This is a genomic window from Streptomyces lasiicapitis (assembly GCF_014646335.1).
GTDB classification, from domain to species: Bacteria; Actinomycetota; Actinomycetes; order Streptomycetales; family Streptomycetaceae; genus Streptomyces; species Streptomyces lasiicapitis.
In genome coordinates this window covers 39,278-65,365 of sequence record NZ_BMNG01000018.1, presented here as the reverse complement: position 1 = coordinate 65,365, position 26,088 = coordinate 39,278, and the positions used below count along the sequence as shown (strand labels likewise).

General features: G+C 69.8%; 23 protein-coding genes. 10 read left to right on the top strand and 13 right to left on the bottom strand.

Going from position 1 to position 26,088, the window contains the following annotated elements:
* Nucleotides 1-3: 3 nt before the first annotated feature.
* Together galE and galT are read right to left on the bottom strand one after the other, a co-directional pair.
* On the bottom strand, nucleotides 4-963 hold the full coding sequence (gene galE, locus IEY91_RS34025; protein WP_189176947.1) for a UDP-glucose 4-epimerase GalE: 960 nt from the start codon (nucleotides 961-963) through the stop codon (nucleotides 4-6).
* Entirely contained in the window at nucleotides 963-2,039 is a 1,077-nt protein-coding gene (gene galT / locus IEY91_RS34020; RefSeq protein ID WP_189176946.1) for a galactose-1-phosphate uridylyltransferase, read from the bottom strand. Before galT ends, galE begins: the two co-directional genes overlap by 1 nt.
* A 225-nt stretch (nucleotides 2,040-2,264) precedes the next feature.
* Between galT and IEY91_RS34015 the strand changes: the two genes are divergently transcribed.
* Nucleotides 2,265-3,962, top strand: coding sequence for a sodium:solute symporter family protein (locus IEY91_RS34015; protein ID WP_164324102.1), 1,698 nt, complete (start codon nucleotides 2,265-2,267; stop codon nucleotides 3,960-3,962).
* 41 nt (nucleotides 3,963-4,003) lie between these two features.
* Nucleotides 4,004-4,300, top strand: coding sequence for a hypothetical protein (locus tag IEY91_RS34010; RefSeq protein ID WP_189176945.1), 297 nt, complete (start codon nucleotides 4,004-4,006; stop codon nucleotides 4,298-4,300).
* 21 nt (nucleotides 4,301-4,321) lie between these two features.
* On the opposite strand, the gene IEY91_RS34005 is transcribed toward IEY91_RS34010, so the two are convergent.
* The 10 genes from IEY91_RS34005 to rsmI all read right to left on the bottom strand — a co-directional run bounded on the left by IEY91_RS34005 (nucleotide 4,322) and on the right by rsmI (nucleotide 17,669).
* Nucleotides 4,322-5,023 (bottom strand): helix-turn-helix transcriptional regulator, encoded by a 702-nt coding sequence (locus tag IEY91_RS34005; RefSeq protein WP_164328458.1) that lies wholly within the window; start codon nucleotides 5,021-5,023, stop codon nucleotides 4,322-4,324.
* A 319-nt stretch (nucleotides 5,024-5,342) separates the two neighbouring features.
* Nucleotides 5,343-7,289 (bottom strand): outer membrane protein assembly factor BamB family protein, encoded by a 1,947-nt coding sequence (locus IEY91_RS34000; RefSeq protein WP_189176944.1) that lies wholly within the window; start codon nucleotides 7,287-7,289, stop codon nucleotides 5,343-5,345.
* Nucleotides 7,290-7,338: 49 nt separating this feature from the next.
* Nucleotides 7,339-9,105, bottom strand: a complete 1,767-nt coding sequence (locus IEY91_RS33995; protein ID WP_164324095.1) for an outer membrane protein assembly factor BamB family protein — start codon at nucleotides 9,103-9,105, stop codon at nucleotides 7,339-7,341.
* Between the two features lie 146 nt (nucleotides 9,106-9,251).
* Complete coding sequence (locus IEY91_RS33990; protein WP_189176943.1) at nucleotides 9,252-11,066, bottom strand: ABC-F family ATP-binding cassette domain-containing protein; 1,815 nt, start codon at nucleotides 11,064-11,066, stop codon at nucleotides 9,252-9,254.
* Nucleotides 11,067-11,197: 131 nt separating this feature from the next.
* The gene (locus IEY91_RS33985) at nucleotides 11,198-12,124 is read right to left on the bottom strand and encodes a 4-(cytidine 5'-diphospho)-2-C-methyl-D-erythritol kinase (RefSeq protein WP_229697407.1); all 927 of its coding nucleotides are present in this window, start codon (nucleotides 12,122-12,124) and stop codon (nucleotides 11,198-11,200) included.
* The gene (gene rsmA / locus IEY91_RS33980; protein ID WP_189176942.1) at nucleotides 12,121-13,020 is read right to left on the bottom strand and encodes a 16S rRNA (adenine(1518)-N(6)/adenine(1519)-N(6))-dimethyltransferase RsmA; all 900 of its coding nucleotides are present in this window, start codon (nucleotides 13,018-13,020) and stop codon (nucleotides 12,121-12,123) included. Before rsmA ends, IEY91_RS33985 begins: the two co-directional genes overlap by 4 nt.
* 296 nt (nucleotides 13,021-13,316) lie before the next feature.
* Nucleotides 13,317-14,912 carry a resuscitation-promoting factor gene (locus IEY91_RS33975; protein ID WP_189176941.1) on the bottom strand — a complete coding sequence of 532 codons (1,596 nt, stop codon included), beginning with the start codon at nucleotides 14,910-14,912 and terminating at the stop codon, nucleotides 13,317-13,319.
* A 147-nt stretch (nucleotides 14,913-15,059) separates the two neighbouring features.
* Nucleotides 15,060-15,929, bottom strand: a complete 870-nt coding sequence (locus tag IEY91_RS33970) for a TatD family hydrolase (RefSeq protein WP_189176940.1) — start codon at nucleotides 15,927-15,929, stop codon at nucleotides 15,060-15,062.
* 119 nt (nucleotides 15,930-16,048) lie between these two features.
* Nucleotides 16,049-16,471, bottom strand: a complete 423-nt coding sequence (locus IEY91_RS33965; RefSeq protein WP_164324083.1) for a hypothetical protein — start codon at nucleotides 16,469-16,471, stop codon at nucleotides 16,049-16,051.
* A gap of 289 nt (nucleotides 16,472-16,760) precedes the next feature.
* Complete coding sequence (rsmI, locus tag IEY91_RS33960; protein ID WP_164324081.1) at nucleotides 16,761-17,669, bottom strand: 16S rRNA (cytidine(1402)-2'-O)-methyltransferase; 909 nt, start codon at nucleotides 17,667-17,669, stop codon at nucleotides 16,761-16,763.
* Between the two features lie 62 nt (nucleotides 17,670-17,731).
* Between rsmI and IEY91_RS33955 the strand changes: the two genes are divergently transcribed.
* The 3 genes from IEY91_RS33955 to IEY91_RS33945 all read left to right on the top strand — a co-directional run bounded on the left by IEY91_RS33955 (nucleotide 17,732) and on the right by IEY91_RS33945 (nucleotide 21,828).
* On the top strand, nucleotides 17,732-19,474 hold the full coding sequence (locus IEY91_RS33955; RefSeq protein WP_164324079.1) for a dolichyl-phosphate-mannose--protein mannosyltransferase: 1,743 nt from the start codon (nucleotides 17,732-17,734) through the stop codon (nucleotides 19,472-19,474).
* A 303-nt stretch (nucleotides 19,475-19,777) separates the two neighbouring features.
* A complete protein-coding gene (locus IEY91_RS33950; protein WP_189176939.1) occupies nucleotides 19,778-20,713 on the top strand; it encodes a HEPN domain-containing protein in 936 nt (311 codons plus the stop codon).
* A gap of 326 nt (nucleotides 20,714-21,039) precedes the next feature.
* Complete coding sequence (locus IEY91_RS33945; RefSeq protein WP_189176938.1) at nucleotides 21,040-21,828, top strand: GntR family transcriptional regulator; 789 nt, start codon at nucleotides 21,040-21,042, stop codon at nucleotides 21,826-21,828.
* Here the strand turns inward: IEY91_RS33945 and IEY91_RS33940 are convergent.
* Nucleotides 21,812-22,819, bottom strand: a complete 1,008-nt coding sequence (locus tag IEY91_RS33940) for an NsdA family TPR-like regulatory protein (RefSeq protein WP_189176937.1) — start codon at nucleotides 22,817-22,819, stop codon at nucleotides 21,812-21,814. The two genes, IEY91_RS33945 and IEY91_RS33940, sit on opposite strands and share 17 nt — an antisense overlap.
* Before the next feature lie 909 nt (nucleotides 22,820-23,728).
* On the opposite strand from IEY91_RS33940, the gene IEY91_RS33935 reads away from it, so the two are divergent.
* The 5 genes from IEY91_RS33935 to IEY91_RS33915 are packed head-to-tail and all read left to right on the top strand — an operon-like array spanning nucleotide 23,729 to nucleotide 26,055.
* Nucleotides 23,729-23,998 (top strand): DUF6284 family protein, encoded by a 270-nt coding sequence (locus IEY91_RS33935; RefSeq protein ID WP_189176936.1) that lies wholly within the window; start codon nucleotides 23,729-23,731, stop codon nucleotides 23,996-23,998.
* Nucleotides 23,995-24,441, top strand: a complete 447-nt coding sequence (locus IEY91_RS33930) for a Pycsar system effector family protein (RefSeq protein ID WP_189176935.1) — start codon at nucleotides 23,995-23,997, stop codon at nucleotides 24,439-24,441. Before IEY91_RS33935 ends, IEY91_RS33930 begins: the two co-directional genes overlap by 4 nt.
* Nucleotides 24,438-24,731, top strand: coding sequence for a hypothetical protein (locus IEY91_RS33925; RefSeq protein WP_189176934.1), 294 nt, complete (start codon nucleotides 24,438-24,440; stop codon nucleotides 24,729-24,731). Before IEY91_RS33930 ends, IEY91_RS33925 begins: the two co-directional genes overlap by 4 nt.
* Nucleotides 24,728-24,946: a hypothetical protein gene (locus IEY91_RS33920; protein WP_189176933.1), complete on the top strand. Its 219-nt coding sequence runs from the start codon at nucleotides 24,728-24,730 to the stop codon at nucleotides 24,944-24,946. Before IEY91_RS33925 ends, IEY91_RS33920 begins: the two co-directional genes overlap by 4 nt.
* Nucleotides 24,943-26,055 carry a conjugal transfer protein gene (locus IEY91_RS33915; protein WP_189176932.1) on the top strand — a complete coding sequence of 371 codons (1,113 nt, stop codon included), beginning with the start codon at nucleotides 24,943-24,945 and terminating at the stop codon, nucleotides 26,053-26,055. The genes IEY91_RS33920 and IEY91_RS33915 overlap by 4 nt, the downstream gene beginning before the upstream one ends.
* Nucleotides 26,056-26,088: the final 33 nt, after the last annotated feature.

The following is a 26,088-nucleotide window of genomic DNA, read 5'->3' as shown; positions in this document are numbered from 1 at the left end:
GGACTACCCCCTGTGCTGGGCGAAGGCCCAGGCGTCGGCGACGATGCCCGCGAGGTCCGCGCGGGACGGGTTCCAGCCGAGCCGCTCGCGGGCGGTGGCGGCGGAGGCCACGAGGACCGCCGGGTCGCCGCCGCGGCGCGGCGCCACGACCTCGGGGATCGGGTGGCCTGTGACCTTGCGGACGGTCTCGATGACCTCGCGCACGGAGAAGCCGTTGCCGTTGCCCAGGTTGCAGATCAGGTGCTCGCCGGACGCGGCGGCGTCGAGGGCGAGGAGGTGGGCCTCGGCGAGGTCGGCGACGTGGATGTAGTCGCGTACGCAGGTGCCGTCGGGCGTCGGGTAGTCGTCGCCGAACACGGAGATCGCCTCGCGCCGGCCCTGCGCGACCTGGAGGACGAGCGGGATGAGGTGCGACTCGGGGTCGTGCCGCTCCCCGCAACTGCCGTACGCGCCCGCCACGTTGAAGTACCGAAGGGACACCGCACCCAGTCCGTGCGCGACCGCCTCGCCGGTGATCATGTGGTCGACGGCGAGCTTGGAGGCGCCGTAGGGGGAGGTGGGGGCCGTCGGGTCGGTCTCGGTGATGGGGGTGCTCACCGGTTCGCCGTACGTGGCCGCCGTGGAGGAGAAGACCAGCTTGCGCACGCCCGCGTCGCGCATCGCGGCGAGCAGCGCCATGGTGCCGCCGACGTTGTTGTCCCAGTACTTCTCGGGCTTGACGACCGACTCGCCGACCTGCGAGAACGCGGCGAAGTGCAGCACCGCGCCGAAGGAGGAGTCCAGCCATTTGGCCGCGTCACGGATGTCGCCCTCGATGAACTCGGCGCCCGCGGGGACGCCCTCACGGAAGCCGGTGGAGAGGTTGTCGAGGACCGTCACCTCGTGCCCGGCCTCGATCAGATGCTGGGCGACGACGCTGCCGACATAGCCGGCGCCACCCGTGACCAGGTACTTCCCACTCATCAACTCGCTACCTCTCGCAGTCGCTGGGCCGCGGCCTCCGGCGGCACATCGTTGATGAACACACTCATGCCGGATTCGGAACCCGCGAGGAACTTCAGCTTGCCGGAAGTGCGGCGAATGGTGAAAAGCTCTAGGTGGAGCGCGAAGTCGTCCCGGTTGACGTGTCCGTACTCACCGAGAGCCGCAAACGGGGCCTGGTGCCAGGCCGCGATGTACGGCGTCGGGGGCTCGCCGCCGCCCTCGCGTTCACCTTCGCCGAAAATCCGGTCGAAGCGTCGCAACAGTTCCAGATAGACCTTGGGGAATTCTGTGCGAGCCGCGTCGTCGAGGCCGAGCAGGTCGGGGACCCGGCGCTTGGGGTAGAGGTGCACCTCGTAGGGCCAGTGCGCGGCGTACGGCACGAAGGCCACCCAGTGCTCGGCGTCCAGGACGACGCGCTCACCGGCGCGCTCCTCGGCGAGGACGTCGTCGAAGAGGTTGCGGCCGCCGGTGGCGGCGCGGTGGGCGGCCAGGGAGCGCAGCATCAGGGCCGTGCGCGGGGTGACGAAGGGGTAGGCGTAGATCTGCCCGTGCGGGTGGCCGAGGGTCACGCCGATCTCGGCGCCGCGGTTCTCGAAGCAGAAGACCTGCGCCACGGACGGCAGGTGGGACAGCTCGGCGGTGCGGTCGGTCCAGGCCTCCAGGACGAGCGCGGCCTGCTCCTCGGTGAGGTCGGCGAAGGACGCCGTGTGGTCGGGGGTGAAGCAGACGACCTCGCAGCGGCCCGCGTCGCCCGCGAGCGAGGGGAAGCGGTTCTCGAAGACCACGACGTCGTACGAGGAGTCGGGGATCTCGGTGTGGCGGCCGCCGCCGGAAGGGCACAGGGGGCACTCGTCGGCCGGGGGGTGGTAGGTGCGGCCCTGGCGGTGCGAGGCGATGGCGACGCTGTCGCCGAGGAGGGGGTCCCGGCGGATCTCCGAGGTGGTGGCGACGGGGTCGAGGGGCCTGCTGTCGGCCGCCGTGCGCACGGCGTCGTCGCGCACGTCGTAGTAGATGAGCTCACGACCGTCGGCGAGACGAGTCGAGGTCTTCTTCACGGATGGGGCTCCTCACACTGCCCGCCAACAGAACCGCACATAACAAACCACAAGCCAACAGGCTCGTCAATCCTCCGCACCCAGCCGTGAGAAACCATCGAGGAACCATGAGGAACCTATGGACCCGATCACAATCAAACAAAGAACATCAACAGAACTGTTCACTTACTGAAGCGTGAGGCGTAGGTTCCGGTCTGATCAGTTCGCGCGACGAAGCGAGTTCACATGCGGTCCCCTGCGTCTCCTGCGCACATCACCCTCGCCGAAGGGCTTCGGCTGCCCACCAACGGACTGGACTACGCGATCCTCGCGATCTACTTCGTGGTCGTCCTCGGCATCGGATTCGCCGCCCGGCGGTCCGTGAAGACCAGCCTCGACTTCTTCCTGTCCGGGCGGTCGCTGCCCGCCTGGGTCACCGGTCTCGCCTTCGTCGCCGCGAACCTCGGCGCCACCGAGATCCTCGGCATGGCGGCGACGGGCGCGCAGTACGGCGTCGCGGTCGTGCACTGGTACTGGATCGGCGCCATCCCGGCCATGGTCTTCCTCGGCCTGGTGATGATGCCGTTCTACTACCGCAGCAAGGTCCGCTCGGTCCCCGAGTTCCTGCTGCAGCGCTTCGACAAGTCCGCCCACCTGCTCAGCTCGGCCCTGTTCGCCTTCGCCGCGGTGCTCATCGCGGGCGTGAACCTCTACGCCCTCGCGATCGTCGTGGAGGCGCTGCTCGGCTGGCCGCAGTGGGTGGCGATCGTCGTCGCCGGGTTCTTCGTGCTCGCGTACATCACCATCGGCGGCCTGTCCTCGGCGATCTACAACGAGGTCCTGCAGTTCTTCGTGATCCTCGCCGCGCTCATCCCGATCTGCGTCATCGGCCTGAAGAAGGTCGGCGGCTGGGACGGGCTCACGGGCTCGATCGAGAAGCAGCACGGCGACAACTTCATGACGGCCTGGGGCGGCACCGGCATCGGCGACGCCAACCCGCTCGGCGCCAACTGGCTCACGATCATCCTCGGCCTCGGCTTCGTGCTCTCCTTCGGCTACTGGACGACGAACTTCGCCGAGGTGCAGCGCGCCCTGTCCGCGAAGAACCTCTCCGCCGCCCAGCGCACCCCGCTGATCGCCGCCTTCCCCAAGATCTTCATCGTGTTCCTGGTGATGATCCCGGGCCTGGTCGCCGCCGTCCTCGTACCGAAGATCGGCACCCCGGGCTCGGACCTGACGTACAACGACGCCATCCCCTATCTGATGCAGGAGCTGCTGCCCAACGGCGTGCTCGGCATCGCGGTGACCGGACTGCTCGCGGCCTTCATGGCGGGCATGGCGGCCAACGTGTCGTCCTTCAACACCGTGTTCACGTACGACATCTGGGCCAAGTACGTCGTCAAGGACCGCGAGGACGGCTACTACCTCAAGTTCGGGCGGCTCATCACCGCGATCGGCGTCTTCGCCTCCATCGGCACCGCCTTCATCGCCTCGTCCTTCTCGAACATCATGGGCTACCTCCAGACCCTCTTCTCCTTCTTCAACGTCCCGATGTTCGTGGTCTTCATCATCGGAATGTTCTGGAAGCGGGCGTCGATGAAGTCCGGCGTGTGGGGGCTGCTCGCGGGCACCACCGCCGCGATGGTCAACTACTTCTGGATCTACAAGCAGGGCGTCATCGACATCCCCACCGACCAGGGCGCCAACTTCGTCTCCGCGATCGTGGGCTTCGTCGCCGGCGCGGTGGTCATGGTGGTGGTCACCCTCTTCACCGCCCCCAAGCCGGAGGCCGAGCTTGCCGGTCTGGTGTACGGGACGGTCTCGCCCGGCATGGAGGACGACGCCGTCGAGGCGGGCGACGACGCCTGGTACCGCCGTCCTGCGCTGCTCGGCTGGAGCGCGGTCGTGCTGGCCGCGGCCTGCTACGTCCCGTACTCGTTCTGACCCCGCCGATCCGGCTCCCCCTGACCTAAGGCCTGAGGAACATGTCTGACCTGCAGAAGGAAGTCTCCGAGCTGGAGCGGAAGTCCGCGACGGCCGCGCGGCTCTTCGACATCCGGCGCATCATCGGCGGCCTGTTCGTCGTCTACGGCGTCATCGTCACCATCGCCGGCCTCACCGCGTCCGACGCGGACCTGAAGAAGGCCGAGGACATCAACATCAACCTGTGGACGGGCCTGGGCATGCTCGCGCTGGGCCTGTTCTTCCTGGTCTGGCTGAAGCTGCGGCCGGTGGTGGCCGCGGCAGCCCCGGAGGATGAGCAGGAGCAGGAGCAGGAGTAGGACCGCGGAGCCCGGCGGGGCCTAACCCTCCGGTGTCGGATCCGAGTTGTTGACGTGGTCCGGCGCCGGCGTCGGGCGTTCCGCGCGGTCGAGCAGGCCCGTGCGGGCGGCGAGGGCGGCGGCTTCCAGGCGGGAGCCCACGCCGAGTTTCATGAGGACGCGCTGGACGTGGGTGCGCGCGGTGCTGGGCGCGATGCCCATGCCCGCGGCGATCAGCCGGGTGTCCTCGCCGTCGGCGACCCGCACCAGGACCTCGACCTCACGCGGAGTGAGCATCTGGAGGAGCCGCTGCCCCTCGTCGTCGGGCTGCGCGGCGGGGTTGAGGAGTTCGCTGAAGGCGCCTTGAAGCAATTGGGGCGCGACGGCGGCCTCACCGGCGCGCGCCTTCATGATGGCGCGCTCGACTCCTTCGATGCGCTCGTCGTGACGTACATATCCGGACGCGCCGGAGGCGAACGCCGCGGCGATCCCGCGCGGCGACGGCACCGGGCCGAGCACCACCACGGCCACCTGCGGACGCTCCCGCTTGATCCGCACCACCGGGTCGAACATGCCCGGCTCGGCCGGCGTGGCCGTGCCGAGCAGACAGACCTCCGGCGCCCTGCTGATGACCAGCTCCGCCGCACCGGCGGCGGGCGCGGCCGCGGCGAGCACCCGGTGCCCGCGCAGTTTCAGCGCCGAGGCGAGTGCCTCGGCGAGCAATCGGTGGTCGTCGACCACCATGAGCCGCACACCCACAGCGCAACCCCCCAAAGTCCCCCACGGAATTCCCCCACGGAATCCCCCAATGATCCCCCCACGGATCGGGGGCCCCGGCCCTCCATCTCCCGGAAGCTACACGCTTGTTCGACGTTGCGCTGCCCCTACCGTCCAGAAGCGGCCCGGAATGCCTAAATCACTGCCTTTGAGGGGCAGGGCCGGAAGGAGGGTCGGCGGGAGGGTTGTACGCGAGTACGGAGCGTGAATCCGGTGCGACGCGAACGGCCCCGCACCCGATCGAGCGAGTTTCGATCGATCGGGTGCGGGGCCGCCTGCTGTCAGGTCACTGCGTGGTGAAGCCCAGCGCGATGTACTCCTTGTCGTCCTTGGAGTACGGCTTGCTGATCAGCTCCTTGCCCATGAACAGGTTGCCGTTGGTGTACAGCAGTTCATTGGACTTGGGGACCATGCCGCTGATGGCCCGGCTGATCGACTCGGTCGCGGGCGTCTCCAGCAGGGTGGTCTCCTTCATCGACTTGCCGTCGAACGAGACGACCTTGGCGCCCTTGTTGTAGCCGCCGCCCTTGTACGCGAGGACGTTGCCGCCGTCCATGCGCAGCGGGAACATCTCGCCGTCCTTGCCCGCGTCGGCGCGCTCACCGGTCGTCTTTCCGGTGGCCAGCGAGAAGGCGATGATCTCGTTGGTGAAGCCGTAGTCCGAGCCGCCCGCGTCGTGCTGGCGCGTGGGCACGTACAGCTTGTCGTTGCCGACGACGATGGCCTTGCAGCTGTTGAACTTGTTGACGTCGCAGTCGTGGGAGTACTTGCCGTCCTCCAGCGGGATGCGGGCGCGCAGCTTGCCGTTGTTGCTCAGCGAGAACACGTCCGTGGCGCCGCTCGCCGTGATCTCCTCGGTGTCCTGGCCGAAGACGACCGGATTGGTCGAGATGATCTTGGCGTTGTCGACTCCGGTGGCCAGCGGGTAGCTCCACTTCTCCTTGCCCGTCTTCGGGTCGAGGAGCTGGATCTTGTACTTCGGGTCGCTGTAGTCGCCGCACTTGCGGACCGCGACGAGCTGGTCGCCGCCCGCGTAGCCGGCGTCCTTGCACGTGTCGCCGACCGACGGCTTCCACAGGAGCTTGCCGGACATGTCCCAGGCGGCGCCGGTGCCACCGGTGCCCGCACCCGCGGCGATGGTGTCGCCGGAGATGACGATCTCCTCGAACTCCACCTTCGAGCCGCTGTTGGAGACGTTCTCCGTCCACAGCTTCTTGCCGGACTTGAGGTCGACCGCGGAGACCTCGCTGCAGTCGGGGTACTTGTTCGCCTTGGTGGACTTGGCGTCCTTGTAGACGACGGCGGCGATGCCCTCCTTCGTGACCTCCTTGGAGACCGCGCAGGTCTCACCGGCCAGCGGGATCGTCCACTTCTGCTTGCCGGACGCCGGGTCGTAGGCGATGAGGGCGTGGTCCTTGGCCTTGCCGACGAAGCCGCTCTTGACGTACGTGTCGTCGGTCAGCCAGGAGCCCGCGACGCTCCAGATGTCGTCCTTGGGCACCTCGGGCGCCGGGATCTGGAAGCCCACCTTGGCGCTGGTGTTCGCCGGGGCCTTCTCCTTGGCGGGGCCGCCCGCGGGCGGATCGTTCTTGCCCTCGCCGCCGCCCTTGCCGCCCTTGCCGTCGCCACCCTTGGCGCTGTTGTTCTTGTCGTCCTTGTCCTTCTGCGTGGACGCGTAGAAGACACCGCCGCCGACGATCAGGGCGATGGCCGCGACGGCCGCCACGATGATCGTCATCTGCTTGTTGGGCTTCTTGCCACCGCCACCGCCCGGCTGGGGCTGCATCGGCATGGTCGGCTGACCCGGGTAGCCGTACCCCGGCTGCTGACCGGGCTGACCGGGCTGACCGGGCTGGCCGGGCTGGCCGGGCTGCCCCGGGTAGCCGTAGCCGGGAGGCTGCTGGCCCACGGCCGGGAAGGCGGCCTGGGTCGGCTGCGCGTACGCGGGCGGCGGGGTGCCGGGTGCCGCGGGCGGCGGGGTCCCCGGGGCTCCTGGCGCCTGCGGGTAGCCGTAGTTCGGCTGGGGCTGGCCCTGCGGGGGCGGCGGGGGCGTCTGGGGAGCCGCGGGCGGGGCCGCGGGGGCTGCGGGCGGCGGAGTCTGCGGCGCCTGCGGGTAGCCGTAGCCCTGCTGGGACGGGTCCTGGGGTGCGCCGAACCCGCCGGGCGGGGGGTCCTGGGGGGCGCCGAAACCGCCCTGCGGGGGCTGGTTGGGCGGCTGGGGCGGCTGTGTCATGACAACTTTCCTTGGGGACGGAAGAGGGTGATCAAGCGGGTGGGGAGCGCTACTTGCCGTAGGCCAGCATCAGCTTCTCGCGGCCCTGAGCGGTGCCGGAGAGCCTGGTCTGGGAGATGTAGAAGCGCCCGTCCACGTAGTCGATCGCCTTCGAGAAGAAGCCGTTCTCGATCCGCGACGTCCCCGCCGGGTGCTTCAGGAGGGTCTTCGGGGTGTGCGAGCCGCTGGTCCCGATGGACACGACCCGGCCGCCGCCGTCGTAGGACGGCTCGACGTACGCCACCAGATCGCCGTTCAGCGTCTTCAGCGGCAGCATCGAGGTGTCCTGCGGGGACTTGGCCCGCCAGGCCTGCTTGCCGGTGGCCAGGCTGATCGCGACGACCTCGTTGGCGCCGGTGGTCTTCTTCGTCGGCAGGTAGAGGTACTTCTCGTCGGCGACCGCGCCGGCGCAGGCCTGCAGGTCACGCCCGAGGCCGCCCCAGCCGCACTCCGGCGCGAAGTCCTCGTCGACCTGGACCTCGGAGCGGGTGGCGGAGCTGCCGGTCTTCAGCGTGGTGATGTTCCACTGCTTCTTGTCCTCGTTGGTGGCGTAGAGGACGGTGGGGCTGGTGGAGTAGACGTGCTCGAGGCGCCAGCCCTTGGGGAACTTCTTCGTCCACTTGACCTTGCCGGTCTCGGGGTCGAGTTCCTCGATCTCGTCGTGCTCGGTGGGCGTGCTCGCGCCGCACGACAGGGCCCGCAGCATGCGGTCGCCGCCGGTGAACCCGGCCGGGAAGCAGGTGCCCTCGTCCTTCTTGCGCGACACGAACAACTGGTCGCCGTCACTCATGCTGTAGGCGGTGCCGGACTGGGAGCGGCCGACCATCAACGTGTCGTCGGTGATGTTGAGTTCGAGGCTGAGCGTGGAGTCGAAGAGACCTTCCTCCTTGATCTGCTTCTTCCAGCCCGGCTTGCCCGTCTTCAGGTCCACGACCTGGAGCTGGTCGCACTTGGCGCCGTCCTTCGTGCCCGCCTTGTACGCGACGACGATCTTGCCGTTGTCGCTGACCTGCTTGGAGGCCGCGCAGATCTCCTGCGGCAGCTTGATCGCGTCCCAGGCGGGCTTGCCGGACTGGACGTCGTAGGCGAGGAGTTCCTTGTACGCGGCCTTGACCGCGATGCCGTCCTCGATCCACATGCCGGGGGCGTCGGCGCCCTTGCCGGGGGCCTTGGGCGCCTCCTTGTACCAGAGCACCTTGGCCTCGTCCGGCTGGCGGCCCGCGTTCAGGTTCTCCTTGCCCGCGTGGCCGTCGCCGCTGCCGTCGCCCGGGTTGACCGGGGCGGAGGACTTGGGGTTCTTGTTCTTGGCGTCGGTCTTCTTCTTGCCGTCGTCGTCACCACCGCTGGTGACCGCGAAGACGGCGCCGCCCGCGACAAGGAGGGCCGCCACGGCCGCGCCGATGATCACCGCGGGCTTGCCCTTGAAGGGGCTCTTGCCGCCGCCACCGCCGGGCGGCGGGGTGCCGGGGCCGCCGGGGTGACCGTGCTGGCCGGGCTGCGGGTAGCCGTAGCCGGGCTGCTGGCCGTAGGGGCCCGGCTGGCCGGGCTGCGTGGGCTGGCCGTACGGGCCGGGCTGCTGCGGGTAGCCGTAGGGGCCTGCCTGGCCGGGCTGCTGGCCGTAGGGACCGGGCTGACCCGGCTGCGTGGGCTGGCCGTACGGGCCCGGCTGCTGCGGGTAGCCGTAGCCGGGCTGCGGAGTCGGCGGCTGGCCCGGCTGCTGTGGATCCTGTGGAGCTCCGAAGCCGCCGTGCGGCGGCTGATTGGGCGGCTGAGTCATCAGCGCTTCCCCCTTCACTGATTTTTCGGCACGCCAAGTGGTGCTCAGGCCGCCCTTTCTATCACCCCATTCAAGCCATGACGGGGGCCGGTCCTGCCCCTGTACCCAAGGGAGGACCGGCCTGTAATGCGGTTGTTACGGGATACTCACGCGTCCTCCGCGAGTTCGAGCCAGCGCATCTCCAACTCCTCGCGCTCGCCGATCAGTTCGCGGAGCTCCGCGTCCAGTTTCGCCACTTTTTCGAAGTCCGTGGCGTTATCGGCGATCTGTGCGTGGAGCTTGGTCTCCTTCTCGGAGACCTTGTCGAGCTGCCGCTCGATCTTCTGCAGTTCCTTCTTCGCGGCGCGGGCGTCGGCGGCGGACACGGCCTTCGTGCCGTCCGCGGCGACGGCGGCGGGCGCGGGGGCGGCCGGGACGGCGGCCTCGGTCATCCGCTGCCTGCGCTCCAGGTACTCGTCGATGCCGCGCGGCAGCATCCGCATCGTCGCGTCGCCGAGGAGCGCGAACACGCGGTCGGTGGTGCGCTCGACGAAGAACCGGTCGTGGGAGATCACGACCATCGATCCCGGCCAGCCGTCGAGCACGTCCTCCAGCTGCGTCAGCGTCTCGATGTCGAGGTCGTTGGTGGGCTCGTCGAGGAAGAGGACGTTCGGCTCGTCCATGAGCAGGCGGAGCAGCTGCAGCCTGCGCCGCTCACCGCCGGACAGGTCCCCGACGGGCGTCCACTGCTTCTCCTTGCTGAACCCGAACGTCTCGCACAGCTGGCCCGCGGTCATCTCCCGGCCCTTGCCGAGGTCGACCCGCTCGCGCACCTGCTGCACGGCCTCCAGGACCCGGAGCGTCGGCTTCAGCTCGGCGACCTCCTGCGAGAGGTAGGCCAGCTTGACGGTCTTGCCGACGGAGACGCGGCCCGCGGCGGGCTGCGTCTCGCCGCCGGTGCGGGCGGCCTCGGCCATCGCGCGAAGCAGCGAGGTCTTGCCCGCGCCGTTCACCCCGACCAGGCCGATGCGGTCGCCGGGGCCGAGCTGCCACGTCAGGTGCTTGAGCAGCAGCTTGGGGCCCGCCTGGACGCTCACGTCCTCCAGGTCGAAGACGGTCTTGCCGAGCCGGGTGGTGGCGAACTTCATCAGCTCGCTGGTGTCCCGGGGCGGCGGCACGTCCTTGATCAGTTCGTTGGCGGCCTCGACGCGGAAGCGGGGCTTGGAGGTGCGGGCCGGGGCGCCGCGGCGCAGCCACGCCAGCTCCTTGCGGACCAGGTTCTGCCGCTTGACCTCCTCGGTCGCGGCGATCCGCTCACGCTCGGCGCGCGCGAAGACGTAGTCGGAGTACCCGCCCTCGTACTCGTAGACCGTGCCCTTCTGTACGTCCCACATGCGCGTGCACACCTGGTCGAGGAACCAGCGGTCGTGGGTCACGCAGACCAGGGCCGAGCGGCGCTCGCGCAGATGGCGCGCGAGCCAGGAGATGCCCTCCACGTCGAGGTGGTTGGTGGGCTCGTCGAGCACGATCAGGTCCTGCTCGGCGATCAGCAGCTTCGCCAGGGCGATGCGGCGGCGCTCACCGCCCGAGAGCGGCCCGATGACGGTGTCGAGGCCGTGCTCGAACCCGGGCAGGGCGAGCCCGCCGAACAGGCCCGTGAGCACGTCCCGGATCTTGGCGCTGCCCGCCCACTCGTGGTCGGCCATGTCACCGATGACCTCGTGCCGCACGGTGGCCTTCGGGTCGAGCGAGTCGTGCTGCGTGAGCACCTCGATGCGCAGGCCGCCGCTGTGCGTGACGCGCCCCGAATCGGCCTCCTCCAGCTTGGCGAGCATGCGGATGAGGGTCGTCTTCCCGTCACCGTTGCGCCCGACCACGCCGATCCTGTCCCCCTCGGACACACCGAGTGAGACACCGTCGAGCAGCGCGCGGGTGCCGTACACCTTGCTGACTGCCTCGACATTGACCAGGTTGACGGCCATTTCTCTCCTGACGACGGAATGCGATCGATCAACCAGCGTAGTCGGGCCCCGGGGCATGCCGCGGCGCGCGCTTCCACGGCGGCCGCCGGCCGCGGTGGGTGTCTGCCGTGCTGTGTCGTACGCCGCCGACGCTACGGGCGCGGTACGAGCACCGTCGCACCGGGTGCGGGTGCCTCGGCGACGCGGGCCGCGCGGCAGGTGCCGGAGGCGAGCAGGGCCTCGGCGACGCGGGCTGCGGACTCGGCGTCCTTGACGAGGAAGGCGGTGGTGGGCCCCGAGCCGGAGACGATGCCGGCCAGGGCACCCGCCGCCGTGCCCGTCCTCAGGGTGTCGGTGAGCGACGGGAAGAGGGAGAGCGCGGCGGGCTGGAGGTCGTTGGCGAGGGCGGCCGCGAGGGCGGTGGCGTCGCCGGTGCGGAGCGCTTCGAGGAGGGCCTCGGACGCCTCGGGCACGGGGGCCTCCGGAGTGAGGCGGTCGAACTCGCCGTACACGGCCGGGGTGGAGAGGCCGCCGTCGGCGACCGCGAACACCCAGTGGAAGGTGCCGCCGACCGCGAGCTCAGCCAGCTTCTCGCCGCGTCCGGTGCCGAGGGCGGCGCCGCCGACCAGGCTGAACGGCACGTCGCTGCCCAACTCGGCGCAGATGTCGAGGAGTTCCTCGCGGGAGGCTCCGGTCCCCCACAGTGCGTCGCACGCCACGAGTGCGCCCGCGCCGTCCGCGCTGCCGCCCGCCATGCCGCCCGCCACGGGGATGTCCTTGGCGATGTGGATGTGCACGTCGGCCGAGCGGCCGTACCGCGCCGCCAGCGCCTCGGCCGCGCGGGCCGCCAGGTTCGTGCGGTCCAGGGGGACCTGGTCGGCGCCCGGCCCCTCGCAGGTCACCCGCAGCTCGTCCGCCGGTGTCACCGTGACCTCGTCGTACAGGCCGACGGCCAGGAAGACGTTCGCCAGGTCGTGGAAGCCGTCGGGGCGGGCGGCGCCCACGGCGAGCTGGGCATTGACCTTGGCGGGGACGCGGACGGTGATGCTGCGGGGGGTGATGCTGCGAGGGGTGGTCACTTACCGGGTTCCTCGGTTTCGGCGGTGGTGTCGGGCTGGGGAAGCTTGTTCTCCGCGATCCGCGCGAACTCCTCCACCGTCAGGGACTCGCCGCGCGCCTGCGGCGAGACGCCCGCGGCGACCAGGGCCGCCTCGGCCGCCGCGGCGGAGCCCGCCCAGCCCGCGAGGGCCGCGCGCAGCGTCTTCCTGCGCTGGGCGAAGGCCGCGTCGACGACGGTGAACACCTCCCGCTTGGACGCGGTGGTCTTCACCGGCTCGGCGCGGCGCACCAGCGACACCAGGCCCGAGTCGACGTTCGGGGCGGGCCAGAAGACGTTGCGGCCGATGGAGCCCGCGCGCTTGACCTCGGCGTACCAGTTCGCCTTCACCGACGGGACGCCGTACACCCTCGAGCCCGGGTCGGCGGCGAGGCGGTCGGCGACCTCGGCCTGCACCATCACCAGCGTGCGCTCGATGCTGGGGAAGGTGTCCAGCATGTGCAGCAGGACCGGTACGGCGACGTTGTACGGGAGGTTCGCGACCAGGGCGGTCGGGGCGGGGCCCGGGAGTTCGCGGACGAGCATGGCGTCGCTGTGGACCAGGTCGAAGGAGGCCGCCTTCCGCGGGACGCGGGCCTCGACCGTCGCCGGGAGCGCCCCGGCGAGCACGTCGTCGATCTCCACGGCGGTGACGTGGGACGCCGTCTCCAGGAGGGCCAGGGTCAGCGAGCCGAGGCCCGGACCGACCTCGACGACGACGTCGTCCGGGCCCACCTCCGCGGTGCGGACGATGCGGCGGACGGTGTTCGCGTCGATGACGAAGTTCTGGCCGCGCTGCTTGGTCGGGCGTACGCCGAGTTTCGCGGCGAGGTCGCGGATTTCGGCGGGGCCCAGGAGGGCGCCTTGCTCGGTACTCACCGCCCCAGAGTAGCTCTGGGTGCGCCGCACTCTTTCCCCCCGGCGGGGCGCCTACATGGGGCTTCGCCCCTCTCCCCCATTTTTCGGCCCTCCGGGCCTCGTCCTCAAACGCCGGACGGGCTGATTCCCCGCCGGTCGTCGAGTCCGGCTGAGCCGGCGCACCCACCCGGCCCGTCGACGCCATGCAACCGTCCGCGGCACCGGAAGCCTGGCTTGCCCGCAGCTGTCGCGTGCTGTGACCCCGGTTCCGGCGCGACGCCTTCTGTGTCGGCGAACGGGCGGGCGGGTGGGAAAGGTCAGAGACGGCGGCCGCAGTGGGGCCAGGGGCTGGCTCCGCGTTGGACGTAGAGCTTCTTGGCTCGGTGGGTCTGTTCGGCGGCGGGGGCGTCCTGGGGGCGTCCGGAGCCGCCCAGGCCCTGCCAGGTGCGGGTGTCGAACTGGTAGAGCCCGCCGTAGGTGCCGGAGGGATCCACGGCGCTGGCGCGCCCGCCCGACTCGCAGGCGGCGAGCGCCCCCCAGTTCAGCCCCTCCGCCCCGGCGACGGCAGTCGGCTGCGCCTTCGTGCCGACCTTCACGATCCGCGGCTGCGGCTCCCGCACCACCTCGCTCCTGAGCCGCTTCGGCTTCTGCCGCACGCCGTTGACGGTGCGTACCGAGTACGTGATCCGCCGCGCGCCGGCGCGCCCGGCCTGCGACACGACCTCCGTGCCGCGCGGCAGCGAGGCGTCCTCGGTCTTGCGCGTCTCGAACGGGATCGGCTCCTCCCGCACCTCCTTGCGGCCGGAGATCCGCATGACGGTGACGGTCTGCCCGTCGCGCGGAAAGCTCGCGGTCGGCACGGACGTCGTGTCGGAGCCGCGCAGGGTCACCCCGGACTCCTCGACGGCCTCGCCGACGGTCGCCGCGTTCGTACGGATGGTGCGGGACCGCCCGTCGGCCATGATCGTCACGGTGCGCTCGGTGCGGACGTCGAGGTCGAGTCCTTCGCGGGCGATGCGCTTGCTGCGCGAGGTCGAGAGGTAGGCGCCCTCGGCGCGCACCCCGAGCTGGTGCAGCGCGCCGTCGACCGTGCGGGCGGTCGTCCACACCTTGCGGCGCTGGCCGTCGAGGGTGAGCCGGACGGGCCGCCCGTAGCGGACGGCGATCTCGTCGCCGCTGGCGAGGGCGGTGGCGGCGGTGGGCGCGACGATGTCGTGCGCGCCGACGTCCACGCCCTCGTCGGCGAGGAGTTCGCCCACGTCGTCGGCGAAGGTGTGCAGCGTGCGGGACTTGCCGTCGACGCTGAGCTGGACGGCCTTGTCGTTGGCGACGAAGGCGGAGGTGCCGCCGGCGAGGAACGCGACGACGAGGGCCTGCGGCAGGAGCCTGCGCAGTCCGTCGGGCCGCTGGGCGGACCGCCGGCGCCGCGCGGCCCGCCGCGCCCCGGCCCGCCCGTCGGAACGCCCGTCGGCCGGTTCGCCGGAACCCCCGTGGGCCAGTTCGTCGGTACGCCCGTCGGCCCGCGCCGCACCCCCGGACTCCGACTCCGGCTCCGACGCCCAGCCGGGCTCAGCCGCGAACCCGCCCCCGCCGAACGCGTCCGGCGTGAACACCCGCGTCGGCAGCTCGTCCACCGCCGCCCCGCCGACGCCGAACACCTGCGTCGGCACGCCGTTCCCGGCGAACCCCTCGGCGCGGTCGAACTCGTCGGCCGCCCGGAACTCCCCGGCCGTGAAGACCTGGGTGGCGGGGCCGCCCCCGGTCCCCCCGCCCTCGTACCCGTATCCGGGCCCGTGGGCGGCATGGCGGTCGTACGTCTCATACGTCTCGTACGCGTCGTACGAACCGTGCGGCTCGCTCGGCGGCGCGTACTGCGGCTGCTGCTCATACGTCTCGTACTGCGGTTTGCTCACGACGACGCTCCAGCGACAAGTGACCCAGGTGCAGATCGGCTTGCAGAACCTAGCGGAGGCGCCGTCACTCTCCAAAGCAGCGTGACTACGCAGTGTCGCTGTACTGACCCAAGCTGTCAGGCCGGAGAAGGCTTCGGTCGTTATCGATCAGTAATCAAAGGCGCGGGCGGTGTTCGAGGAGATCGCCGCGGCCATGGCGTCCTCGTCGATGGCGCGCACCTCGGCCATGGCGCGCAACGTGACCGGAATGAGATAGGGGGCGTTGGGCCGTCCGCGGTACGGGGCGGGGGTCAGGAAGGGCGCATCGGTCTCGACGAGGACGAGTTCGAGGGGCGCGACGGCGAGCGCGTCGCGCAGCGGCTTGGCGTTCTTGAACGTGACGTTGCCGGCGAAGGACATGAAGTAGCCGCTCTCCGCGCAGAGTTGGGCCATGTCGGCGTCGCCGGAGTAGCAGTGGAAGACGGTGCGCTCGGGCGCGCCCTCCTCCTTCAGGACGCGTAGCACATCTTCGTGGGCCTCCCGGTCGTGGATGACCAGGGCCTTGCCGTGCCGCTTGGCGATCTCGATGTGCGCGCGGAAGGAGCGCTCCTGGGCGGCCTTGCCCCCGGGGCCGGTGCGGAAGTAGTCGAGGCCGGTCTCGCCGACGCCCTTGACGTGCGGCAGCGCGGCGAGGGCGTCGATCTCGGCGAGCGCCTCGTCGAGGGCGCCCTCGCCCCCGGCGGGCCGCGCGCCCTGGCGCGACCAGCCGTCGGGGTCGCCGTGCACGATGCGCGGGGCCTCGTTGGGGTGCAGGGCCACGGTGGCGTGCACGGCGGTGTGCGCGGCCGCGGTCTTGGCGGCCCAGCGGGAGCCCGCGACGTCGCAGCCGACCTGGACGACCGTCGTCACGCCCACGGCCGCCGCCTTGGCGAGGCCGTCCTCGACCGTGCCGGACTGCATGTCGAGGTGGGTGTGGGAGTCGGCGACCGGCACGCGCAGGGGCGGGGGCGGCGGGGGCGGGGTGGTGTCGGCGGGCATAGGTCGATGGTACGAAGCCCGGATGGGAGCTCCCCAATCCCGCCCCTTCCCGAAACTGGGGCTCCGCCCCAGACCCCGCTCCTCAAACGCCGGAGAGGCTGAAACTCACCGGCACGATCTCAGCCCGCCTTGCGGTGGAACGGGTGGAGGAGGTCCGAGAGGTGCCAGTGGTGGTGGGGCTTGGGCTCGCCCGCCTCGTCGTCGGCCGCCGCGGCCGCCTCGCCCGCGCGGGCGACCCGCTCCGCCGCCTGCCGACGATGCATCGATTCGAGCGCCGACCGCACCGACGACACCTGGCCCGCACGCATGATCCGCACCACGTGCCCGCCGCAGTTCAGGCAGGTGGGCCGGGTCAGCGGCGACGGCACGTGGTGGCCGTCCGCCAGGTACATCACGAATTCCTGGCCCTTGGCGTCGACGTGGTGCTCTATCTCGTACGTCTGCTCCCAGCCGTGCCCGCAACGCATGCAGGCGAAGGCGTAGGACTCTTCGACGACCTTGGCAGCCGCGGTGCGGTGACCGGTGTCTGCGATCTCACTCATGCCAGCTCCTCTTGTCCGCTGGACAAGCGCCGCCAGTCCGGGGTTCCTGACCCGGTCCGGCCGCGTGGGACGGGTGCGTCCCTGCACCCAGTGGACGCCTTTCCCGGAGCGAGCGCATCAGACCTGTCGACTGTTGGACCCGATTTGGCAGTCCCATGGAAAAACAGGCTGGCGCGCGGCCCGTGCTTTGCTTTTCACGATAGTCCTTTGCCTGCCGATGGGCTCTTTCGAGCCACCGCACGCCCCTTTGCGCCGGGCATGCGCCGGGCATGTGCCGGGCCCGCGCCGGCTACGACCCGCCCGCCGCGTTCCCTGCCGCGTTCTTCGCCGCCACCACCGCGTCGAACACCTCCCGCTTGGGCAGCCCCACCTCGGCCGCGACCGCCGCGATGGCCTCCTTGCGCCGCTCCCCCGCCTCCTCGCGCACCCGCACCAGGCGCACAAGCTCGTCGGGCCCGAGCGCGCCGGGGTCCTTGTCCGGAGCGCCCGCGACCACGACCGTGATCTCGCCGCGCACATCGCCGGGCGCCGCCCACTCCGCGAGCTCCTTCAGCGTGCCGCGGCGGATCTCCTCGTACGTCTTCGTCAACTCCCGGCACACCGCGGCCCTGCGCTCGTCGCCGAACGCCTCGGCCATCGCGGCGAGGGTGTCGTCCAGGCGGCGCGGCGACTCGAAGTACACCATCGTGCGCCGCTCCTCGGCCGCCTCGCGAAGCCGCGAGAGCCGCTCGCCCGCCTTGCGCGGCAGGAAGCCCTCGAAGCAGAAGCGGTCCACGGGGAGGCCGGACAGGGCGAGGGCGGTGAGCACGGCGGAGGGGCCCGGCACGGCCGTGACGCGGATGTCGCGCTCGACGGCGGCGGCCACCAGGCGGTAGCCGGGGTCGGACACCGACGGCATGCCCGCGTCCGTCACCAGGAGCACCCGCGCCCCGCCCGCGAGCGCCTCGACCAGCTCGGGCGTGCGCGCCGCCTCGTTGCCCTCGAAGTACGACACGACCCGGCCGCCCACCTGCACGCCGAGCGCCTGCGTGAGCCGGCGCAGCCTGCGGGTGTCCTCGGCGGCGACCACGTCGGCGCCCGCCAGTTCGGCGGCGAGCCGGGGCGGGGCGTCGGCGACGTCACCGATGGGCGTGCCCGCGAGGACGAGGGTGCCGGGGCCGGTGGCGGGACTGAGGGGTGAATCTGCGCTTCCTGTCACGGATCCATCCTCGCAGGGGCCGGGCGCGGGACTGTCACAGTCTGGTTCCCTACGATGGCGCGGTGACCAGTACCGCGTCTTCCCCGGAGACCCGCCAGGGCCGGCCAGCCGAGGAGCAGCAGCCGTCGTCGTGGCAGCACAGGCTGCGCCGCTTCGGCCACGCGGCGCGGCGCAGAGACGATGTGCGGACGCGGCTCGTCCCGCCGTACAACCGCCCCAGCGACCGGCTGTGGGCGGCGCTCGGCGTGCCCAGGCAGCTCTCGGACCCGCTGGTGCGGTGGTCGGGCTGGCTCGGGCCGCTTGCGGTCGCGCTGGTGGCGGGGCTGCTGCGGTTCTGGAATCTCGGCAGCCCGAAGGCCGTGATATTCGACGAGACGTACTACGCGAAGGACGCCTGGGCCCTCATCCACAAGGGCTATGAACTGAGTTGGCCGGACAAGGTCAACGACGCGGTCATCGACCAGGGCAGCGGGGTCGCGCTGCCCACGGACCCGGCGTACGTCGTGCATCCGCCGGTCGGCAAGTACGTGATCGGGGTCGGGGAGTGGCTGTTCGGCCTCGACCCGTTCGGCTGGCGGTTCATGACGGCGGTGCTCGGCACCCTGTCGGTCCTGATGCTGTGCCGGATCGGGCGGCGGCTGTTCCGCTCGACGTTCCTCGGCTGTCTGGCGGGCGCGCTGCTCACCGTGGACGGGCTGCACTTCGTGATGAGCCGCACGGCGCTGCTCGACCAGGTGCTGATGTTCTTCGTGCTCGCGGCGTTCGGCTGCTTCCTGATCGACCGGGACAAGGCGCGCGCGAGACTCGCGGCGGCGCTGCCGGTGGACGCCGACGGCATCGCGCGCCCCGACGCGTACGTCGCGGAGACGCTGCGCATCGGCCGGCGGCCGTGGCGCTGGGCGGCCGGGCTCTGCCTCGGCCTGGCCTTCGCCACGAAGTGGAACGGCCTCTACGTCATGGTGTTCTTCTGCCTGATGACCGTGCTGTGGGACGCGGGCGCGCGGCGCGTGGCGGGGGCGCAGCGGCCGTATCTGGCGGCGCTCAAGCGGGACGTCCTGCCGGCGTTCGTGACGACGGTGCCGGTCGCGGTCGGCACGTATCTCCTCTCCTGGCTCGGCTGGATCCTGTCGCCGAGCGACGGCACCGGCGGCTACTACCGCGACTGGGCGGCGACGGCGGGCAAGGGCGGCGGCTGGACCTGGCTGCCGGACTGGTGGCGCAGCCTGTGGCACTACGAGAACAAGGTCTACGACTTCCACGTCGGCCTGTCCTCACCGCACACCTACCAGTCCAACCCGTGGAGCTGGATCGTCGACGGCCGCCCCGTCTCGTACTTCTACGAGTCCCCGGCGCCCGGCAAGGACGGCTGTCCCGCCGACACCAAGGAGAAGTGCGCCCGCGAGGTCCTGGCACTCGGCACCCCACTCCTCTGGTGGGCCGCGGCATTCGCACTCCTCTACGTCCTGTGGCGCTGGTTCTTCCGCAGGGACTGGCGGGCGGGCGCGATCGTGTGCGGCGTCGCGGCGGGCTATCTGCCGTGGTTCATGTACCAGGAACGGACGATCTTCTACTTCTACGCCGTGGTCTTCGTGCCGTTCCTCTGCCTTGCCGTCGCCATGATGATCGGCGCGATTCTCGGACCACCGGGTTCCTCGGAACGCCGCCGCGTGGTGGGCGCCGCGGCCGCGGGCGTCCTGGTCCTGCTGATCTTCTGGAATTTCATTTACTTCTGGCCGATCTATACCGGGCAGGCGATCCCCATCGACTCGTGGCGGTCCCGGATGTGGCTGGACACCTGGGTCTAGCTGGGCGAACAAGGCTGAGGGGCGCGACCGTTGTCGCGCCCCTCTTGTCGTTGTTGGTCGTTGCCGGTCGTCCTGGGCCGTGGTCGGACGGCCCAGCGACGGCCCGAGATCGGCGCCTTTGCAGCGGGCTCCGTTAACCGCCTGCGACCTGTGGCGTTCCGTGTGCCGCCCGCTGACGGGGACACGTGGGGCTGCGGGGTGTCGGCGACCCGTCATGTTCGTACATCTGGACAATCGAAATCGGGCGACGTGAGCCTTTGGCCTGGCGCATAATTCGGCGCAGGCGACAGGGAGGGATCGCGCATGGATACGTACTACGCACCGCTCTCAGGTCTTATTCCAGAAGGATTCTCTGAGCCTGCCCAAGCAGGACCATATGGCATGGTCCCGCGAAAGTGGGAGGTCAGCCTATTCGATTGGGCGGAGCTGGGTAGCAAGCATAAGCTCCACATCCCGTACACGGTAGGCGACATGCGCCTTAAGAGCTGCAACCTGGAGCTGGCCATAGCGGCGGAGTCCATCGAAGATGCTCAAGGTAAAATTGCCCCGTTCCACGTGATGATGTACGCTCGCGGATTTCACCCCTTCTCGGTTCAGTTCATTTCCAGTCACTCCGTAAATGAATATGCGGGGATATGCTCGCGAAAGTCGAGCTATGGAACCGACCTCCTTCCGGAGGGGCTGCGGGTCGGGATCACCAGCGACACAGCGTCCGTTGAGATTTGGGGGGCACCCTACAGCTCGGGCTCCTCAATCCGTAGGGAGGCGCTCAATCGATCCATCACGCCGAACCTGTTCGTCCAGGTAGCTGACGATGTCGAGAAGTGGACAGTCCTCCGCGATAGGTACCCGGTCTGCTTGTTCCTTGAGCGTGTTCTAACTTCCAGCCCAGTAGTTTCTGATGTCGGGCAATCACTTCTTCACGTCTGGACTGGCCTGGAATCGATATTCCCTAAGGTTCAATCCGAAGTCAGCTTTCGACTTGCCCTGTACCTGGCTCAACTCCAGTCCCCTTTGGGGGATCGGCAAGATTTCTTCCAGCGGGCAAAGAGATCCTATGGGGATCGATCGAAGGTGGCTCATGGTGGCGCCATTAAGGCCAAAGGTGGCGTGGACCCTTGGATGGAGGCTTGGATTATTTTGACGCACACGGTGTGCGCGATTCTTGAACGGCGCAGTGTTCCAACGGAGGAGGAACTGATCCAAGAGCTTTTGGTGGCGGCCGATGCCAGTGGTTGAATCGATGATTCCTCTTCAACCCACCACTATCACCAGATCCCATCCCGTCCGTCTAAAAAGTGGGGTCGGTCTAGATAACGTGCCTGGTCAGCTCCTATGGTCCCCTCGCGTGCGGGGGTGGTCCCTTCATCGTCTTCGAAATCATCCGCACGATGTGATGGTCCCCGCGCGTGCGGGGGTGGTCCCTGGCGGGGCAGGCAAGATGTATTGGCCAGGGAGGTGGCCTGCGCACACGGACCCCGATGAAGGGCTAGCACCGCATCACGTGATGCGGTGGCCCCCGTTACGCTGGTACGCACCACCTCAGAACGGAGAGTGCGCTGCGGATGGGGCCGAAGACAGCCAAGGTCTACGAGACGATTCGTGCACGGCTCGCGTCCGGCGAGTACGCCCCCGGCGACAAGATGCCCTCGGAGCGAACGCTCGTTGAGGAACTCGGCATCGGCCGGACGGCGCTTCGACAAGTGCTGGCCCGGCTTGTAGCGGAAGGCGCTTTGGAGGTTCGCGGCAGGAGTTCGTACCGGGTGCCCGGAGCGGTGAGCGTCGAGGCTCCCGAGGGGCTGGAACCCTGGCGCATCCACGGTGAGCGAGACCTCTACGACAACCGCTGGGTCAAGCTCCAGCTTTGGGATGTTGAGCCGCCCGGCCTGAAGCGGTTCGAGCACCACGTGGTGAAGCTCCACCACGTGGCCATCACCGCAGTTCTGGACGACCAGGACCGCGTCTTGATGATGTGGCGATATCGCTTCGTCCCACAGCAGTGGGGCTGGGAGCTGCCAGGCGGCATCGTGGACGAAGGCGAGGAGCCTGCGGCCACGGCGCTCCGGGAGGTCGTCGAAGAGACCGGCTGGCGGCCGAAATCGGTGGAGCACGTCGTCACCTATCAACCCATGGTGGGCATGGTCGACTCACCCCACGAAATCTTCGTCGGGCACCAGGCTGAGCGAGTCGGTCCGCCGACGGATCTGGAAGAGGCCGGACACATCGAGTGGGTACCGCTTGCCGACATTCCGGGACTGATGGCTCGTGGCGAGCTGATGGGCTCCGGAACTCTCGTGGCCTTGCTCCACATCCTGGCGAGCCGTGGAAGGCAAGGAGCTACAACCGCGCAGTGAGCAGGTCGACGCGACGGCGCTGCCGCACCGAACCGGTGCGGCTCGCCAACAGCCGCGCCTGCCTCAGGTGGATGTTCGCGTCGTCGTACTCCGCTCGCGCCAAGTGCGCCTGCGCGAGGTCGGTATGAAGCCCGCCTTGCGCGCGGACAAAGGTCGGGTCCACGGCTTCCAATGCGTCGTACAGGCTGGTCACTGCCTCACCGTCTCCAAGCAAGGCAAGCACGTTGCCTCGCCAGCGAGTGAGGTGCGCGCCGTTCAGGAAGATGCTCAGCATGTCCGGGTCCCTGTCCCCGGAGCCGGATGGAATGCTCGCCCCCGCCGAATCGAGGGCCCGTCGGCAGTCATCAGGCAAACCGGCGTGGGCGCACAACTCGGCTTCAGCCGCGGACAACCACGCCCGAAGGCGCGGGGACCCGTTCCCTGCGAGGGTGCGCTGCGCGTCGCGGACCAAGTCGACTCCCAGGGACGGCCGACCAGCCTCGCAGAGTACGTATGCCTGCTCTGCCATCGCGTGGGCGAGGTACATGGGAGCCTCAGCGTCTCGCGCGGCACGCTTCGCGAGTTCGTAGTGACGCCATGCGCGTTCGACCGCCCCGGAGTCAATTGCCTGCCATGCCGCCAAGGTTGACGCTCCCGCAAGCGCGAGCGCCACGGGACGACGTGCAGTGGGGAGCACCGTGAAGTTCAGCGCGTCTTCCAGGGCAGAGAGGTGCCCCGTCATCTGGTCCACGAGACCGGCCGCGCCCATCTGGCGGTCCATGGTGCGCAGTAACTCCGTCTGATTGTCGAACGCCTTCACCATGGATTCGCTGACGCTGCCTGCCGAATCGATCCGGCTCAGCAGTTCGTCGTACCCGTCGGCGGACGGTGGCGCAGCCGCGGGTGGGCCGCCCCGTAACTCCGCATCGGTGACCCCGAGGAGCTGCCGCAGGATCACCGCGTACCGGTCCGAGATAGCGCGCTTCCCGTTCTCCCACTCGGACACGTACACGCGCAAACTCGCGGTCGACGCGACGTCTGTGACGTGCCGTCGGGCGTACTGCTCGATCTCGCGAACCAGCCGCTCCTGAGACCAGCTCCGCGCCGTTCGCGCGCTCCGAAGTCCTGTACTCACAGGCCACCGCCCGGCGATAGGTCCACTCCCTGACCTTCCCAGCATGCCTCACATCACCCCAGGTCAACAGGGGTTAACAACAAGGGAGTTAAGGCCTGTTGGCTACCGACACCCCTCCCGAACGGGTCTTCTGGAGATGCACCAAGGCGGGCAACCGCCGCTCGAAACGGCGAGACTCCTTGACTCTGGTGCGCACCAGATGCTTTCCTTCTGGTGCGCACCAGATGAGGGAATCGCTCCCGATTCGCGGTGCGCAAGTGGCCCTCTCCGGGCTTGTTCCATCGCGGTGCTGGTTCGGGATAGCTCGCTTCCACGTGGAGCCCCTTGCTGGTCGTTCCTTGAGAACTCAACAGCGTGCCAAGTCGACGGGGTGAGAGTCCCCGTCCCCGCAACGGCCCGGGTGACGGCCGCTGGCGGCCACTTCCCTGCACACCGGCCCTGGAGAACATCCGTGGGGATCATCCCTCCATTCCTGGAGGTCAGCCCTTCGCGATGCCATCTGGTGTGCGCCGCCCTGCTGGCGTCAGAGCAGTGACGATGACGCACCCGGCCATTGCGGCTCGGGACTGGTACACCGTTGCCACGGCGTACCGGTGAAGCCGTGAACCCAGTTTTGGACGCCCTGATGGTCGTAGGCCGGGTTCGACTCCCGGCCGGGGCGCTGCGGTCGCACTCGCTGACCGCGCTGCCGCAAAGCGGCTTTCCCCATCAACGGCGCGCGCCCCCGGAGTTGCAGCTCCGGGGGCGCTGTTCGGGCCGTTCCACCTGCTAGGGAGAACACGACCCATGGACCACATCGTCACTGTTCAGGACGCTGTTACCGCGTTCGCCGACTGGATCGAGCCGACCGGTGCGGAACTGGCCGCGATCGAGCGGGAGATGCCCGTGATCCTCGCGGACGTCGACCTGCTCGACGCGCAGATCATCACCCTTGACCGCACGCCGAACGAGCTGGACGACCGCCGTATCCGCCGGGCCCGCCGCCGGGCACTCGCCGCCCGGGTCGCGCTGGTCAACCTCGCGGCCGGTACGAGCCTTCCCGGTGGTGCCGCGTGAGTGCCCCCGACCGGAACCTGATGGCCGCGCACGCTGAGGTGAAGGCGGAGATCACGCGCACGGACACCAAGACGGGCTTGTTGCTGGCGTTCGTCGGCGCGGTGTTCGCGGGCGCCTGGACGGTCGCCCGCGCTCTGCCCCTGAACCTCCCGGCCTGCGTGGCGGGAGCTCTCGGGATGGGCCTGCTGGTCGCCGCGGCCGGGCTGTTGCTGCGTTCCACGCGGCCGAACCTGCGCGGCAGGCACGGCTTCACGCTGTGGGCCACGCTCACGCCCGAGGAGATCCCCGCGGCGATGTCGAACGATCTCGCCGCGGACATCGCCGGGCTGTCCCGGCTGGCGGTCGCCAAGTTCACGTGCCTGCGCCGCGCGGTCGACCTGACCTGCGCCGGTGGCGCCCTGCTGATCGCCGCGACGCTGCTGACGCTGGGGGGTGCGGCATGAGCGAGTCCCGCAAGACGGCTGCGTGGCCGGAGGGTGTCATCGCCCGCTTGCTCACCGTTGCTGGTGCCACTGTCGACCTGTCGTACGAGTCGGGCAGCGGCACGATCGTCGCGGTGTGCACGGGGGAGTTGTGCGGCTGGACCGAGCGCACCGACACCCGGAGCCTGTACACGGATACACCCGAGCAGGAGCGCGAGCGCTTCGAGGACTGGCTGCCGACGACCAAGAAGCGCGCACAGGACCATGCCGGACGCTGCCGCCTCCTGCCTCGTCCGGGGGGTGCGGCATGAGCGCCATTCGTCAACAGCGGTGGCGCCTGGTCGCCGTTCTCCTGTGCGTGCTCGGTTCGGTCGCCGCGAGCCTGTCCGCGGTGTTCTTCGCCCGCTCCTGGTCCGCCGTCAGCATCGCGCTCGGGTGCTTCCTGATCGCCTGGTACCTGCGCACCCAGACGCCCGCGCCGCCCGCTAACGGGCCGGACAGTGACGGCACCGGGGGTGCGGCATGAGTGCCCGTACGTCGCTGACCCGGGTTCAGGCCGGTGTGCTGTCGGCTGCGTTCGTGCCGATGCTGGCCACGGGCGTGTTCGGCGGGATCGGGACCTACAGCAACATCGGGCACGCCTACGGCACCGGCACCGCACTCGGTGCGCTCGCCGCCGGTGAGGGCGCCACCGCTGTGCTCGCCCTGGTGCTGCTCGGGCTGACCATGCTCGGGCAGTCCTCCCCGCGCATCGTGCGGGGAGGACTGTGGGCGCTGCCTGCCGCTGCTGCGGTCATGGGCGCCATGGCCGCGCCGGACGCAGGCCGCACGGTGATCTACGCGCTGACGCCGATGGGCATGTCCGTGTCGGCGGAGGGCATGGCGTTCCTCGCCCGCCGCATCGTCGTCCACACCGACGGCCGCGACGCCGAACATGAGCGCCGCACCGCCGACATCGTCCAGGCCCTCGCCTACCACCGCGCCCGCGCCGCGCAGCACCCGACCGACCGGGTCAGGAAGCGGTCGGAGCGGACGTCATGGCGTCTGGCCCGCAAGGTCGGCATCGGGGACGCGGCGCTGGGATCGAGGCTGCTCGATGTCCAACGCGATCGGATCACCGAAGGTGCGGATGCCGCACTCGCCTCGATGTTCAGCGCCCCCGTCCCGACCCCCGCCCCGACCGCGAATGCGGAGGAATCTACTGAGACCGTCAGTAATCGGTCTACGGCTGACCTGCCGGTATCGGCCCCCGAGCCGATCACCATGAACCCTGTGGCGTTGCCGCGTCCGGTGGCGGTCGGGTTCCTGAAGTCGGCCCTGCCCCTCAAGCCCGTTGCCCCGCCCTCGATTTCTCCGGTGGGCCCGATCGCTGCGGCGATCGAGGCGCGTCCGGTAGCGGCTGAGTCGGTCCGGCCGCGTCGGGCGACCGGCCGGGTTCCTGAGGTTGCTCGATCGCCGCGGCCCAAGCGCACGGCCGCCGATCTGCTTGCCGAAGCCCGTGCGGCGACGGCCGGTTGGTCGGATGAGGAGCTGACGGCCGAAGCGATCCGCAAGGCCGTCCGTACGGCGCCCGCCAAGGCCCGCATGCTGCGCGATCAGTTGAAGGCTGAGCGTGGCGAGGGGGTGGCGGTATGACGGCGCCACAGCTTCGCGTTCTCTCGCTGGGAG